Annotated in this window: 16 protein-coding genes; 9 read left to right on the forward strand and 7 right to left on the reverse strand. The window is 62.4% G+C overall.

Annotated features, from left to right (window positions below; translation table 11 throughout):
* Window positions 1-2: 2 nt before the first annotated feature.
* From AC3Z8Y_RS22960 to AC3Z8Y_RS22970, 3 genes are all read right to left on the reverse strand, one after another.
* A complete protein-coding gene (locus tag AC3Z8Y_RS22960) occupies window positions 3-767 on the reverse strand; it encodes a phasin family protein (protein WP_490087697.1) in 765 nt (254 codons plus the stop codon).
* A 10-nt stretch (window positions 768-777) separates the two neighbouring features.
* The gene (locus tag AC3Z8Y_RS22965; protein WP_490087698.1) at window positions 778-1,212 is read right to left on the reverse strand and encodes a phasin family protein; all 435 of its coding nucleotides are present in this window, start codon (window positions 1,210-1,212) and stop codon (window positions 778-780) included.
* A gap of 134 nt (window positions 1,213-1,346) precedes the next feature.
* A complete protein-coding gene (locus AC3Z8Y_RS22970) occupies window positions 1,347-1,622 on the reverse strand; it encodes a polyhydroxyalkanoic acid system family protein (protein WP_181110909.1) in 276 nt (91 codons plus the stop codon).
* A gap of 123 nt (window positions 1,623-1,745) precedes the next feature.
* Between AC3Z8Y_RS22970 and ubiE the strand changes: the two genes are divergently transcribed.
* From ubiE to AC3Z8Y_RS23015, 9 genes are read left to right on the forward strand one after another with little or no spacing between them, the layout of a single operon-like run.
* Window positions 1,746-2,516, forward strand: coding sequence for a bifunctional demethylmenaquinone methyltransferase/2-methoxy-6-polyprenyl-1,4-benzoquinol methylase UbiE (gene ubiE, locus AC3Z8Y_RS22975; protein ID WP_490087699.1), 771 nt, complete (start codon window positions 1,746-1,748; stop codon window positions 2,514-2,516).
* Window positions 2,516-3,139 carry a ubiquinone biosynthesis accessory factor UbiJ gene (locus AC3Z8Y_RS22980; RefSeq protein WP_490087700.1) on the forward strand — a complete coding sequence of 208 codons (624 nt, stop codon included), beginning with the start codon at window positions 2,516-2,518 and terminating at the stop codon, window positions 3,137-3,139. Before ubiE ends, AC3Z8Y_RS22980 begins: the two co-directional genes overlap by 1 nt.
* On the forward strand, window positions 3,136-4,746 hold the full coding sequence (gene ubiB, locus AC3Z8Y_RS22985) for a ubiquinone biosynthesis regulatory protein kinase UbiB (protein WP_490087701.1): 1,611 nt from the start codon (window positions 3,136-3,138) through the stop codon (window positions 4,744-4,746). Before AC3Z8Y_RS22980 ends, ubiB begins: the two co-directional genes overlap by 4 nt.
* A gap of 51 nt (window positions 4,747-4,797) precedes the next feature.
* Window positions 4,798-5,196, forward strand: a complete 399-nt coding sequence (gene hisI / locus AC3Z8Y_RS22990; protein ID WP_490087702.1) for a phosphoribosyl-AMP cyclohydrolase — start codon at window positions 4,798-4,800, stop codon at window positions 5,194-5,196.
* Complete coding sequence (locus AC3Z8Y_RS22995) at window positions 5,189-5,524, forward strand: phosphoribosyl-ATP diphosphatase (RefSeq protein ID WP_121782595.1); 336 nt, start codon at window positions 5,189-5,191, stop codon at window positions 5,522-5,524. The genes hisI and AC3Z8Y_RS22995 overlap by 8 nt, the downstream gene beginning before the upstream one ends.
* A gap of 25 nt (window positions 5,525-5,549) precedes the next feature.
* A complete protein-coding gene (locus AC3Z8Y_RS23000) occupies window positions 5,550-5,819 on the forward strand; it encodes a twin-arginine translocase TatA/TatE family subunit (protein WP_181110914.1) in 270 nt (89 codons plus the stop codon).
* Window positions 5,820-5,822: 3 nt separating this feature from the next.
* Entirely contained in the window at window positions 5,823-6,272 is a 450-nt protein-coding gene (tatB, locus tag AC3Z8Y_RS23005; RefSeq protein ID WP_490087703.1) for a Sec-independent protein translocase protein TatB, read from the forward strand.
* Window positions 6,269-7,057 carry a twin-arginine translocase subunit TatC gene (gene tatC / locus AC3Z8Y_RS23010; RefSeq protein WP_181110916.1) on the forward strand — a complete coding sequence of 263 codons (789 nt, stop codon included), beginning with the start codon at window positions 6,269-6,271 and terminating at the stop codon, window positions 7,055-7,057. The genes tatB and tatC overlap by 4 nt, the downstream gene beginning before the upstream one ends.
* Window positions 7,054-7,761 carry a 16S rRNA (uracil(1498)-N(3))-methyltransferase gene (locus AC3Z8Y_RS23015; protein ID WP_490087704.1) on the forward strand — a complete coding sequence of 236 codons (708 nt, stop codon included), beginning with the start codon at window positions 7,054-7,056 and terminating at the stop codon, window positions 7,759-7,761. Before tatC ends, AC3Z8Y_RS23015 begins: the two co-directional genes overlap by 4 nt.
* A 186-nt stretch (window positions 7,762-7,947) precedes the next feature.
* On the opposite strand, the gene mdoH is transcribed toward AC3Z8Y_RS23015, so the two are convergent.
* From mdoH to pip, 4 genes are all read right to left on the reverse strand, one after another.
* The gene (mdoH, locus tag AC3Z8Y_RS23020) at window positions 7,948-10,515 is read right to left on the reverse strand and encodes a glucans biosynthesis glucosyltransferase MdoH (protein WP_490087705.1); all 2,568 of its coding nucleotides are present in this window, start codon (window positions 10,513-10,515) and stop codon (window positions 7,948-7,950) included.
* Window positions 10,508-12,247 carry a glucan biosynthesis protein G gene (locus AC3Z8Y_RS23025; protein WP_490087706.1) on the reverse strand — a complete coding sequence of 580 codons (1,740 nt, stop codon included), beginning with the start codon at window positions 12,245-12,247 and terminating at the stop codon, window positions 10,508-10,510. The genes mdoH and AC3Z8Y_RS23025 overlap by 8 nt, the downstream gene beginning before the upstream one ends.
* 275 nt (window positions 12,248-12,522) lie before the next feature.
* On the reverse strand, window positions 12,523-12,960 hold the full coding sequence (gene dtd, locus AC3Z8Y_RS23030; RefSeq protein ID WP_490087707.1) for a D-aminoacyl-tRNA deacylase: 438 nt from the start codon (window positions 12,958-12,960) through the stop codon (window positions 12,523-12,525).
* Window positions 12,957-13,928 carry a prolyl aminopeptidase gene (gene pip / locus AC3Z8Y_RS23035; protein WP_490087708.1) on the reverse strand — a complete coding sequence of 324 codons (972 nt, stop codon included), beginning with the start codon at window positions 13,926-13,928 and terminating at the stop codon, window positions 12,957-12,959. Before pip ends, dtd begins: the two co-directional genes overlap by 4 nt.
* Between the last annotated feature and the right edge of the window lie 101 nt (window positions 13,929-14,029).

Consider the following 14,029-nt stretch of genomic DNA (forward strand, 5'->3'; position numbering starts at 1 on the left):
GCTCAGGCAGGCGTTGCGGGTTCGGCCGCCGGAGCCGTAGCGGGCGACGAAGCCGGGTTCGCCGAGTTGGCGCTGCTGGCCGTGCTTGCCTTGGCTGCGGGCTTGCGTGCGCGGGGCTTCTTCTCTGCTGCTGCAGTCGCTGCCTTGGCCGTGGATGCCGCTTCGCCCACTGCCTTGGCGCCCGCCTTGCTCGCCTTGTTCACCGTGGTTTTGGCCGCGGCTTTGGTAGAGGTAGCCGAGCCAGCAGGCTTGCTGGCCTTCGCCGTCGAAGGCTTGCTGGCGTTGGCCCGGCGTGTGGCGCTGGCCAATGGCTTGGTGGCAAGGTCATCCGGCGCCTGAAGTGCCGCCTGGGCCTGCGGCACCGTGGCGCCGGTCAGACGCTCCAGCTCACGCATCAGCAGGTCCACTTTCGCGTTGAGCGCGGCCACCTCGTTCCGGCTGGGCACGCCAAGGCGGGAAATCGCGCTGTTCAGCCGCTTGTCGAACGCCTCTTCGAGTTCGCCCCATTTACCCAGGGCCTTGTCTTTGACCCCACCCACCTTCGAGCGAGTGGTGGCCTTGACCGTGTCCACCTGCTTGTCCATTTCGCCACGTGCCTGTTTCTCGGCGCTTTCGCCTTCCTTCACCAGGCTGTCGAACAGCTTGTTGCCGTCCGTGCTGATCTTGGCGTATGCCCCCAGCCCCGCCAGCCAGATTTGCCGGGAGTATTTCTCGATGCCGCCAACCCACGAAGCGGCTTCCTTCTCTACTTTCTTTTTGCTAGCCATGAGGCGCTCCTTATTGCTTGCGGGCGGCGTATTCCACCAGCACCTGCAATTGGTCGAGTTTGGCGGACAATCGTTCCACGTCCTGACGCGAAGGAATGCCGATGCGGTGAAGCGCACCGGCCACGCGTGCGTCGAAGGCCCGTTCCAGACGGCTTGCCTGATGTTCCAGCCGATTGCCGGCTTCGAACAATTCGTCGGTCACTTCGTCGATCTGGGTATTGGCGGTGCGCAACTTGCGGTCGAACAGCTGCTTGCCTTCGGCTTCAACGTCCTCGCCAGCACGGATCAGCTCGCGCAGATAATCCAGGCCCTCACGGCCGAGGCGGCTATAAGCGCCCAGGCCTGCCAACCACACCTTGCGCATGTAGGACCGTGCCTCTTTGCCGGCATGCTCGAGAGGCTCGGTAGGAATGTGCACTTTCTTTCTCAGCGTCAGGGTAGCCATCAGTTGCCCTCGTTTTCCGAAGATGGAGAAACGCGCACCGCACAGCCGCGCGACACACGCCGCCAGGAAGGCGGCATGTCACGTCCGAGGGTAGAAGCAAAAATTAGAAAGGTCTTCCTAGAAGCGAAACGGGGTCAGGCGAGGGCCTTGTCCAGCGCCCGGTCGATCTCGGATTCGATCATCCCGCTCATCATTGACAACATCATGCCCAGCTTCAGGTCCACCACCACGTTATCGTCGCCTACCGCTACCTGGCCTGTGATGCCACTGCGCTTGAGCTCCACCACATCGCCATTCCATTCGGCGCTCATGTCGTATTTGGAAACCAGCTTCTCCACAAGGCGCTCGGCTTTTTCCTTCGCCACCTCTTTGCCCAGCTGATGCTTGCGTTCTACCCGAATATGGCTCATGAAAGACCTCGATCGCAGAAAAATGGCCGATATATTAACGCGGTTGTCGACATGTTCCATACGCCAAGACAAATGCCGCCCCGGCCTATTAGAATGGCCGGTAATTTTTCCGGTGACAGCGATATGAACGATCAGCGCAAAGGCAGCGATGCCGAACCCACCACTCACTTCGGCTATCAGAACGTTCCCGAGAGCCAGAAGGCGAAAAAGGTCGCGGAAGTGTTCCACTCGGTGGCGGCCAAATACGATGTGATGAACGACCTGCTTTCCGGTGGCATGCACCGCCTGTGGAAGCGCTTTACCATCGAGTTGTCCGGCGTGCGCATGGGCAACCGGGTACTGGACATTGCCGGTGGTACGGGCGACCTCACTCGCAGGTTTTCCCAGCTGGTGGGCCCTACCGGCGAAGTGGTGTTGGCCGACATCAACGCCTCGATGCTCAAGGTCGGGCGTGACCGCCTGCTGGACCTGGGCGTGGCGGGCAATGTGCAGTTCGTGCAGGCCGACGCTGAAAAGCTGCCCTTCCCCGACAATCACTTCGATTGCGTGACCATCGCCTTCGGCCTGCGCAACGTGACCCACAAGGAAGACGCCCTGCGCTCGATGCTGCGCGTGCTCAAGCCGGGCGGGCGGCTGCTGGTGCTGGAGTTCTCCAAGCCCACCAGCAAGGTGATGTCCAAGGCCTACGATGCCTATTCGTTTGCCTTCATGCCGCTGATGGGCAAGCTGATCGCCAACGACGCCGAGAGCTATCGCTACCTGGCAGAGTCGATCCGCATGCACCCCGACCAGGAAACCCTCAAGGCCATGATGGTAGATGCCGGCTTCGACCGCGTGACCTATCACAACATGACTTCCGGTATCGTTGCCTTGCACCGGGGCATCAAACCCTGATGTTGACCGATGGCCTGCTGGCTGCGATCGAGGCCGGGCTCAATGCCACCTTGCGGCTGGACAGCACTGCGCTGCCACGGCTGGGGCGCCTGGCCGGCCAGGTCATCCTGGTGGACTGCGCCCAGCCGCGGCAGCGCCTCTATCTGATACCTGGCCCTGCGGGGCTTACCCTTGCCCGCCACTGGGAAGCGCCCGCGAGCTGCACACTTCGAGCCCCGCTGGGCACGCTGATGCAGCTGGCCCTGCGCAAGGACAAAACCCGTGTGTTGCACGCGCCCGAGGTTTCGCTCAGCGGTGACAGCGCCGCGCTGACCGAACTGGCGGCCATACTGCAAGGCCTGGAACTGGACTGGGAATACGAAATTTCCCGCTGGCTGGGCCCCGTACCGGCGGCCTTGCTGGGCGGGCATGTGCGTTTGCGCGCCCAATGGGCCCAACGGGGCAGTGCGCGGATGTTGGCCACGCTCTCCGATTACTTGAACGAAGAAACCCGAACCCTGGTCGGAAAGCGAGAAGCCGAGGCGCGCCTGCGCGAGCTCGATCAGCTCAAGCTCGACACCGACCGCCTGCAAGCGCGTTTCGACCGCCTGCTCCGAACCCTTGAAGCCAGCGATAACGCATGAAGCTGCTCGCCGCCGTACTTCGTTTGTTCCGCATCCTGCGCGTTGCCATCCGTTTCCGCCTCGATGACCTTCTGCTCGCACTGCCGTTGCCCTGGTGGCTGCGCATCCTGCGTTTTGGCATGCCGTGGCGCTGGTTCCCGCGCAGCAACCGCCAGCTCAGCCGCGGTGCCTGCCTGCGCCTGGCGCTGCAGGACCTGGGCCCGATCTTCATCAAGTTCGGGCAAATCCTTTCCACCCGCCGTGACCTGCTGCCCGAAGACATCGCCGACGAGCTGATGATGCTTCAGGACCGGGTGCCGCCCTTCGACCCGCAGCAGTCCATGCAATTGATCGAAGCCCAGCTGGGCATGAAGATCACCAGCGTGTTCAGCCGCTTCGACGTCGAGCCCATGGCCTCGGCCTCTGTAGCGCAGGTGCACGCGGCACGGCTGAAAACCGGCGAGGAAGTGGTGGTCAAGGTGGTGCGGCCAGGCTTGCGCCCGATCATCAGCCAGGACATCGCCTGGCTGTTCATTCTGGCGCGCCTGGCCGAGCGCGTGTCCGCCGATGCCCGCCTGCTGCACCCGATCGACGTGGTGGCCGACTACGAGAAAACCATCTACGACGAGCTGGACCTGTTGCGCGAGGCCGCCAACGCCAGCCAACTGCGGCGCAACTTCGAAGACTCCGACCTGTTGTACGTGCCCCAGATCTACTGGGACTGGTGCCGGCCGAAAGTGTTGGTGATGGAGCGCATCTACGGCATTCAGGTCAACGACCTGGCGACCTTGGCCGACCAGCGTACGGATATGAAACTGCTGGCGGAACGAGGCGTCGAGATTTTCTTCACCCAAGTGTTCCGGGACAGCTTTTTCCATGCGGACATGCATCCGGGCAATATCTTCGTCAGCACGGTGGCCCCGTGGGACCCGCGCTACATCGCTATCGACTGTGGCATCGTAGGCAGCCTCACGCCAGAGGACCAGGATTACCTGGCCCGTAACCTGTTTGCCTTCTTCAAGCGCGATTATCGCCGTGTCGCGCAGTTGCACATCGATTCGGGCTGGGTGCCGGCGGAAACCAAGCTCAACGAGTTCGAGGCCGCGATCCGCACCGTGTGTGAGCCTATCTTCGAAAAACCCCTGAAGGACATTTCCTTCGGGCAGGTATTGATGCGGCTGTTCCAAACCGCGCGCCGCTTCAACATGGAAGTGCAGCCGCAGCTGGTGCTGCTGCAGAAAACCCTCCTCAACATCGAGGGCCTGGGCCGTCAGCTGTATCCGGACCTGGACCTGTGGGCAACCGCGCAGCCGTTCCTGGAGCGGTGGATGCGTGAGCGGATGAGCCCGCGCACGGTGCTCGGCAACGTGCAGGCCCAGATCGAGCAACTGCCGCACCTGGCCAACATGACCCGTGACCTGCTGGAGCGCATGTCCCAGCCGCACCGCAAGGACCCTCCCCCACCCTGGCGCCGCCGCCGCGAAGAGATGGCGCTTCGGGTAGTGGGTGGCGTACTGCTAGCGGCTGGTGCGGTAATGGCTTCCACCGCCGGCACCTTGAACAGCCTCGAAGGCTGGCCGGCCTGGGTAATGCTGGCCTGTGGGGTGTATCTGATAGCGCGTGGATAGCCAGTGGCAGGCTAGGCTGGCACACTAGCGAAACACGTGGTGGAGCAAACGATGAAAGACTGGCTGGACGAGATCAACTGGAACAACGACGGCCTGGTACCGGCCATCGCCCAGGATCACCGAACCGGGCGCGTGTTGATGATGGCCTGGATGAACCGCGAGGCCCTGGCCCTTACCGCGCAGGAAAACCGCGCCATTTACTGGTCGCGCTCGCGCAACCGGCTGTGGCGCAAGGGTGAGGAGTCCGGCCATGTGCAAAAGGTGCATGAGCTTCGTCTGGACTGCGACGCCGACGTCATCGTGATGGCCGTCGAGCAGCTGGGCGGTATCGCCTGCCATACCGGCCGCGAAAGTTGCTTCTATCGGGTGTTCGAGAATGGCGCATGGAATACCGTCGAACCGGTTCTCAAAGACCCCGCCGCCATCTATCAAGGGCACAACCATGAATGACACCCTCGCTCGCGTGGCTGAGGTGCTGGAGTCCCGCAAGGGCGCTTCGGCAGACAGCTCCTACGTTGCCAGCCTCTACCACAAGGGCTTGAACAAAATTCTGGAGAAGGTGGGTGAAGAGTCCGTGGAAACGATCCTCGCCGCCAAGGACGCCGAGCGCAGCGGCGACTGCAGCGATGTCATCTATGAGACCGCAGATCTATGGTTCCATAGCCTGGTAATGCTCGCGGCGCTGGGTCAGCACCCCCAGGCCGTGCTGGATGAACTCGAACGCCGCTTCGGCCTCTCTGGCCACGCGGAAAAAGCAGCCCGCACGCCGTCGGCCTGAACCTCATTCTTTTACGGAGTTGCCCATGGGTATCTTTGACTGGAAACACTGGATCGTCATTCTGATCGTGGTTGTACTGGTATTCGGCACCAAAAAGCTGAAAAACCTGGGTACGGATGTGGGCGAGTCTATCAAGGGCTTTCGCAAGGCCATGAACGATGAAGAAAAGCCCAGCGAGCCGCAGCAGCCCGTGCACCCGCAGGCCACTTCCCCGATCACGCCGCCGCCAACCACGCTCGATGGCCAGCACACGCGTGTGGACGAACCCGTGCGGAAAGACGCGACCAGGGACTGAGCCATGTTCGGGATCAGTTTCAGCGAGCTGTTGCTGGTAGGGCTTGTAGCCCTGCTGGTGCTTGGGCCCGAGCGCCTGCCCGGCGCCGCGCGTACTGCAGGGCTGTGGATTGGCCGGCTAAAGCGCAGCTTCAATTCCATCAAGACCGAGATCGAGCGGGAGTTGGGCGCGGACGAAATTCGCCGCCAATTGCACAACGAGCACATCCTCTCGCTGGAGCAGGAAGCCCGCAAACTGATCGACCCGCAAGGGGCCAATCAGGCCTCGCCTTCGATCCACCCGCCCGCGCAAGCCGAGCCTCCGGCCCCGGCCCCGGCCCCGGCCAGCGTAGAACGCACCGGCATCAGTAGCGGGCTTGCTACCAGCGAAGTTGCTCCCACGCCCGCCGAGCCGCTGAAAACCGAGCCACAGCCGGCTCCGCGCCCTCCACAGGATTCAACCCCAGCACCATGAGCGAAATACCCGAAGACGACCAGCCCATGCCGCTGGTGTCCCACCTGACCGAGTTGCGCAGCCGCTTGCTTCGTTGCGTTGCCGTTGTGTTCGTGGTGTTTGCCGGGCTGTTTTCTTTTGCCCAGCAGATCTACACCCTGGTATCGGCGCCACTGCGGGCGTATCTCCCACCGGGGGCGACCATGATTGCCACGGATGTGGCCTCGCCGTTCCTTACGCCGTTCAAGCTCACCATGACTGTGTCGCTGTTTCTGGCGATACCGTTGATTCTCCACCAGGTATGGGGGTTCGTGGCGCCGGGGCTTTACCGCCACGAGAAACGCATCGCCATCCCGCTGTTGGTGTCGAGCATTCTGCTGTTCTATGCGGGCATGGCATTCGCGTACTTCGTGGTCTTCCCGCTGATGTTCAAGTTCTTCGCCGCGGCCACGCCAGACGGCGTTGCCATGATGACGGACATCACCAGCTACCTCGACTTCGTGATGACGCTATTCTTCGCGTTCGGGGTAGCCTTCGAAATTCCCGTCGCGGTGATACTGCTGGTGTGGATCGGCGTAGTGGACGTGAAAGCGCTGAAAAAGGCGCGCCCCTACGTGATCATTGCCTGCTTCGTGGTGGGCATGGTGCTTACACCGCCTGATATTTTCTCCCAGACGCTGCTGGCAGTACCCATGTGGCTGCTGTTTGAAGTGGGCGTACTGTTTGGTGCCTTGATCCGTAAACGTAGCGAAGAGGCCGCCGAGGCCCAGGATCGCAACGATCAGCCGCCCGCTACCCGCTCATGAATTTGCTGCTTCTGGAACCGTCGGACTTCATCGACGAAGGCCGCGTACGGCTGACTGGCCGCCGGCTTACGCATATGCGTGAAGTACATCGCGCCGAGGTAGGCGACACGTTGAGGGTCGGTCGCCTGGGCGGCCTCATGGGCGAGGGCCATATCGACGTACTGGACGCGAACTGCGCAGAACTGCGCGTGGCGTTCGACCACCCGCCGCCCGCCAAGCTGCCCCTTACGCTGGTATTGGCGCTGCCACGGCCCAAGATGCTACGCCGTGTATTCCAGACGATTGCTACGCTGGGCGTACCTCGGGTGATCCTGGTGAACAGTTACCGGGTAGAGAAAAGCTTCTGGCAAACGCCCTTCCTGCAACCTGAGGCCATTCGCGAGCAATTGCTGCTCGGCCTGGAGCAAGGTCGGGATACGGTGCTGCCGGAAGTGATCATCGAGAAGCGCTTCAAACCCTTTGTGGAGGACCGGCTTGGCGCGATCGTCAGCGGCACCCAAGGGTTGATCGCTCACCCCGGGGATTTCCCACCCTGCCCCCGCGCAATCGAAGGCCCCGTCACCCTGGCCATCGGCCCGGAAGGCGGCTGGATTCCCTACGAAGTGGAGTTGCTCAAGCTGGCAGGGCTGAAGCCCGTGCAGATGGGTGAGCGCATACTACGAGTAGAAACGGCGGTAACGGCGCTGCTGGCAAGGTTGTTCTAGGCGAGCATCCTTGTTCGCGAGCTTACGCCGGGTGGCCGGCCCCGCCGCTTCCTACAGGCCAACTGCGCGGGTGTAGGAGCCGGGCGGAGCCGCAGGCGTAGCTCGCGAATAAGGCATAAGAAACCGCTCAAGACAGTTGCCCCCCACAGGCCTCACAGCGTGCTGTGAGGCCTGCCTTTCGTGGGATCAGGCGCTGGCCAACGTACCGCTCAAAACCGGCTGAAGCGGTAGCGCGGGTGCGTGAGGGTCTGCCGCGACAGAAGCGCGCCAAGCGGCCAGCCACGCCTCGTTACGGGTTTCCCATACCTGCTGGTGCAGCCGGCTCAACGCAACCGGATCGCTCAGCAGGTACAACCGGGCATTGCCGTCCAGTGAATCGGGGCCGCCCTGAAGCGCCTTGCCGACCATGGTTTCACGCATGGCCTCAACCGGCCTGGCGTGCCCATGGCGCGCCGTGGCCAGTGCGCAAGCGAGCGCATTCTGACGCGGATCGACCACTGCCCGCACAAAGCCCTGCTGCAGCGCATGCCAGCGGTTTTCATGGGTATAGGCGTCGGTAGAAACGAGTTCCTGCGGCGGGTTGTACTCCTCCGGAATCAGGAACATCTTCTCGTCCTTGGCACGCAAGCCGAGGTTGGTGCGGCTGGAAATCACCGACACCGGAATCGACAGCATCAGCGACACCACGATCGGCGCCAGCCACCACAGGAAGCTCGGGTTCAGCGCCGCGACCAGCAACGCCCACACCAGGCCCAACAGGGTTTGCGGGCCATGACGGCGCACCGCCTCGCCCCATGGCGTGGAGTCGTCATCGCGCTGCGGCGAGTTCCAGGTTGCCGCCCAGCCGAGGAACGCGGCCAAGACGAAACGGGTGTGGAAGATCATCCGTACTGGCGCCAACAGCATGGAGAACAGCATTTCCAGCAGCATGGACAAGGTAACCTTGATCCGCCCGCCGTACTCTTTCGCGCCTTTGGCCCAGATCAGGATGATGCTGAGCAGCTTGGGCAGGAACAACAGCACGATGGTGGTCGAGAACAGGGCAATTGCCTTGTCCGGGTGCCACTGCGGCCACAGCGGGTACAGCTGCCGTGGCTCCAGGAAGTACGTCGGCTCCATCAGGGTGTTCACCGCCAGCAGCGCTGTGGACAGCACCAGGAAGAAGAACCACAGCGGCGCAGACAGGTACGACATTACCCCGGTGAGGAATACCGCCCGGTGTACCGGGTGCATGCCCTTGACGAAGAACAGCCGGAAGTTCATCAGGTTGCCGTGGCACCACCGTCGGTCCCGCTTGAGCTCGTCTAGCAGGTTGGGCGGGAGTTCTTCGTAGCTGCCTGGCAGGTCGTACGCAATCCAGACGCCCCAGCCAGCGCGACGCATCAACGCGGCTTCCACGAAGTCGTGAGACAGGATGGAGCCCGAGAACGCGCCTTTGCCGGGCAGCGGCGCCAATGCGCAGTGCTCGATGAAAGGCTTCATTCGAATGATCGCGTTGTGGCCCCAATAGTGGGACTCACCCAGCTGCCAGAAGTGAAGGCCGGCAGTGAACAACGGGCCGTACACGCGGGTAGCGAACTGTTGCAGCCGCGCATAGAGGGTATCCATGCCCGATGCCTTGGGCGCGGTCTGGATGATGCCGGCGTCTGGTGTAGCTTCCATCAGCCGTACCAGGGAGGTCAGGCATTCGCCGCTCATCACGCTGTCGGCGTCCAAGACCACCATATAGCGGTAGTCGCTGCCCCACCGGCGGCAGAAGTCATCCAGGTTACCGCTTTTGCGTTTGACGCGACGGCGCCGGCGGCGATAGAAGATCTTGCCGAACCCCTTGGTTTCGCGGCACACATCCAGCCAGGCTTGCTGCTCGGCCACCGCGATGTCACCACTGTAGGTGTCGCTGAGGATGAAGAAATCGAAGCGGTCCAGGTCGCCGGTAGCGGCCACCGACTCGAAGGTAGCGCGCAGGCCGGCGAACACCCGGGGCACGTCTTCGTTGCAGATAGGCATCACCAGCGCGGTGCGTGCGCCCGGCTCGATGGGCTCGTTACCCGCACTGGCACCGGAGATGCGGTACTTGTCCCGACCGGTCAGCAGCTCAAGGAAGCCCATGAGCGCGGTCCAGAACCCAGCCGACACCCAGCAGAACAGGATGCCGAACAGGATCAGGATGGTCGTTTGCAGTACATACGGCAGTACCTGCTGCGCGGTTTGCAGCAGCGGCTGATGGGCCACTTCGTCGAGATCGACCAAGGCCCAGCCCTGATACGGCAGGATGCCCTTCATGTAATAGCCGGCGACAAGGGTTTGCCCCAGCATCAACACCAGCAGGATGTAGCGGCGGATCGAACCCACCATGCGCCAACGCGCCTTGGGCAATTCGCGGCGGTCATCGGTAGGCTGGGGCGGGGTGCCCTTGCCCAGCAGCCGACGCCAGCCACGGGCGACGATGTTGGTTTTCCAGGGCTCGGGCACCATGCGAGTGCGGTGGATCGGTGGGGTAGCCTTCAACCGAACCCGGCCGGCGGCGTCCACGTCCAGCATCTCATGCTGTTCAAGGTCTGCGGCAGAGCCGATCGTGAGGCGAGGCCCCACGGAGGCATGCGCGCCCATCTCGGCCCCATCGGGCCGGGAAAGACGCTGGTGCAGTTCGGCGAAGGAGCCGCTCTGCGCCAGCTCACTGCGCTGCTCCTCGCTCAATGGCAGGTGCGCCAGGTACTCGGGGAGCGTTTCGGGTCGTTCTGTTGGCTTACTCATCGGCAGGCAACTGGTAGCTCCAGGTTTCAGTCAACACTTCTTCAGTCTTGACCGGTTCAGCAGGTTGCGGCGCGGGCTCCGCTGCGGCCGTGGTCTCGGCAGGCGCGGCAGCCTTGTCGTGCTTGCCACCTTTCTTGTGCCCATGGGAAGGCTCTTCGGCCTTCACTTCGGCAACCGGTTTCGGTGGATCGACCGGCACCATGTCCTGCACCAGTGCCGCGCGCATTTCCACCGGCTTGCTGCCGTCTTTCACCTTGATCCGCAAGGTCAGGCGCCAGCCCTGGGTTTCCGGGTTGTAGCGCACGCTGTTTTCCACGAGGTCGGCGTTGTCGCTTACGCTCACCTGGCTGCGCACGCCAGCGTCGTCCAGCAACGATTTGAGCTTCGGCCCTTCGAAGTCGATCAGGAAGGCCAGGCTGCCGTCGGGTTGGCGAACCAGGTTGGACTGTTTCACGTCACCGGTGGAGCGCAGGGTCTGCTTGACCCAGGCGATATCGTTGGAATGCAGCTCGGACTCGTCGGTGGTCCAGTGGATGCGGTAGTTATGTTCGAGCGGCTGACCTGGCTCCGGCATCTTTTCCGGGCTCCAGAACGCAACGATGTTGTCGTTGGTTTCGTCGGCAGTAGGGATTTCTACCAGTTCCACGGTGCCCTTGCCCCAATCGCCACGGGGTTCGATCCACGCGCTTGGGCGACGGTCATAGCGGTCGTCCAGATCTTCGTAGCGGCTGAATTCACGCCCGCGCTGCAGCAAACCGAAACCTTGCGGGTTTTCCACGGTGAAGCTGCTGATTCCCAGGTGCTTGGGGTTGTTCAGCGGGCGCCAGATCCACTCGCCGTTACCGGCATGGATCGACAGGCCATTGGAGTCGTGAAGTTCGCGACGATAGTTGAGCACGCGGGAGGGCTGGTTGGAGCCGAACAGGTACATGCTGGTCAGCGGGGCCACGCCCAGGCGGCTTACGTGGTCACGCAGGTACACGCGCGACTGCACGTCTACCACGCTGTCGCTACCAGGGCGCAGCACCAGCCGATAGGCGCCGGTGGAGCGCGGCGAGTCGAGCAGCGCATAAATGATCAGCTGCTTGTCTTCGGGGTTGGGTTTCTCGACCCAGAACTCGGTGAAGCGCGGGAATTCCTCACCCGACGGCAAGGCGGTGTCGATCGCCAGGCCACGGGCGGAGAGGCCGTAATTCTGGCCCTTGCCGATCACGCGGAAGTAGCTGGCACCCAGGAGGGTCATCACCTCGTCCTGTTTGTCCGACTTGTTCAGCGGGTACAGAACCCGGAAGCCGGCCCAGCCCAGATTTTCGGTGCTTTTGGGGTCGAACTGAAGGTCGCCAAAGTCGAAACGCTGCGGGTCGTACTTTATTTCATCGACGGTGGTGGCGGTCACTTCGTTGATTTTCACCGGTGTGTCGAAATGCATGCCCTGGTGATAGAACGACAGCTTGAACGGCGACTTCTCGTCAGCCCATTGCACCTTGTCGGTGCGGAACTGGATTTTCTGGTAGTCCGCGAACTTCATGTCGCGGAACAGCGGAGGCAGGTTGCTTTTGGGGGCTTCGTATTTCTGTCCGGCAAGGTCCTTCGCCCTGGCGGCAACGTCGTCGAGGCTGAACGCCCACAGCTGCCCAGCGCCAAACAGGCAGAACAGCGCGGAACCTGCCATCAAGGCCTGGCGCAAGCGTTTGCCGGTTGTTCTTGGTTTGTTACACGGACTTGCAATCACGAGCTACCCTCGCCGAAAAACAGATATTGAACCAACGACCAGCTGCGGTTGCCGGGTTGGCGAGCATTGTTCCGACTCCAAAAGGGCTTAATGATTCCCTAAACGGCGGCGGCCCAGCACTCAACTTAGAACAAAACCGGGGATGCAACCTCTGCCCCCCCGGCGCGCGATTATCTAGCACGCCGCGTAACAACGCATCAGGGGCATGGAAGAAATTCTGCTACAAAATTGGATTTTTCACGCGTCGGCCGGGAATTTCATGCGGCGGAGATGTTTCAAGCCTGCAGCATGAAGGTCACCGGGCCGTCATTTACCAGATGAACCTGCATGTCGGCGCCAAAACGGCCACTTTGCGTTGCCGGGTGAGCGTGCCGAGCCTGCTCCAGCAGGTAGTCGAACAGCTCCCGCGCCAGCGCTGGAGGGGCTGCGGTGGAGAAGCTCGGGCGCAGGCCGCTGCGGGTGTCCGCCGCGAGAGTGAATTGGGAGACGAGCAACAGGCCGCCGGTTACGTCAGTGAGCGAGCGGTTCATCCGGCCCTCGGCATCACAGAACACCCGGTAGTTGAGCAGCCGGTGCAGGAGTTTATCCGCCTGCGCGGGCGTGTCCCCGGGCTCCACGGCGATCAGCACCAGCAGCCCCTGATCGATTGCACCGACAACTTCGCCCGCCACTTCGACCCGCGCGTTGGCCACGCGCTGAAGCAGCCCCTTCATGCTTCTTCGAGGGGCAGGTCCAGCAGGCGCCTGGCCATCTGGTCGGCCGCGCGCACGAGGGCATCGATGATGCCGGGCTCGGAGCCCGCATGGCCGGCGTCCCGAATGACCTTCAGCTCGCTGTTGGGCCAGGCCTGATGCAGCTCCCAGGCGTTATCCAACGGGCAGATCACGTCGTAGCGGCCGTGAATGATCACAGCCGGGAGGTGAGCGATCTTGTGCACGTCGCGGATGAGCTGGTCCGGCTCCAGGAAGGCGTTGTTGATGAAATAGTGGGTTTCGATACTTGCGATCGACAGCGCGCGCTGCGGCTCGGAAAAACGGTCGACCACCAGCGGATTGGGCCGCAGGGTAGCCGTGCGCCCTTCCCAGATGGACCAGGCCTTGGCGGCATGCATCTGGGCGATCTGGTCGCTGCCGGTGAGGCGCTTGTGGAAGGCCTTGAGCAAGTCGCCGCGCTCTTCGTGCGGGATAGGCGCAAGGTAATCCTGCCAGTAATCCGGGAACATGCGGTTGGCGCCGTTCTGGTAGAACCACTGAAACTCCTGAGGGCGGCACAGGAAAATACCGCGCAGGATCAGCCCGTGCACACGCTCCGGATGGGCCTGGGCGTAGGCCAGCGCCAGGGTGGACCCCCAGGAGCCTCCGAACAGCACCCACTTGTCGATGCCCAAGTGCTCACGAATGCGCTCGATGTCACGCACCAAGTCCCAGGTTGTGTTGTTCTCGAGGCTGGCATGCGGCGTGGAGCGGCCACACCCACGCTGGTCGAAGGTGACGATACGGTACAGGTTGGGATCGAAATAGCAGCGGCTTGCCGCATCGCAGCCGGCACCCGGGCCACCATGGATGAACAGTACCGGCAGACCCTCGGGGGAACCGCTCTCATCAACGTACAGCACATGCGGTTCATCCACGGCAAGATCGTGCCGTGCATAGGGTTTGATCTGCGGATACAGGGTCAGCATCTGGCGCTCCGTAAGGGTTTGATCAGCCGTGGGCCATCATAAACCTGAAACGGCTGTATGTGCTCGTCTAAACGCTTCGGTGGTTGTTCTGGCCCTTGGTT

The sequence above is a fragment of the Pseudomonas sp. 3MAES_34.3B genome, assembly GCF_058145875.1.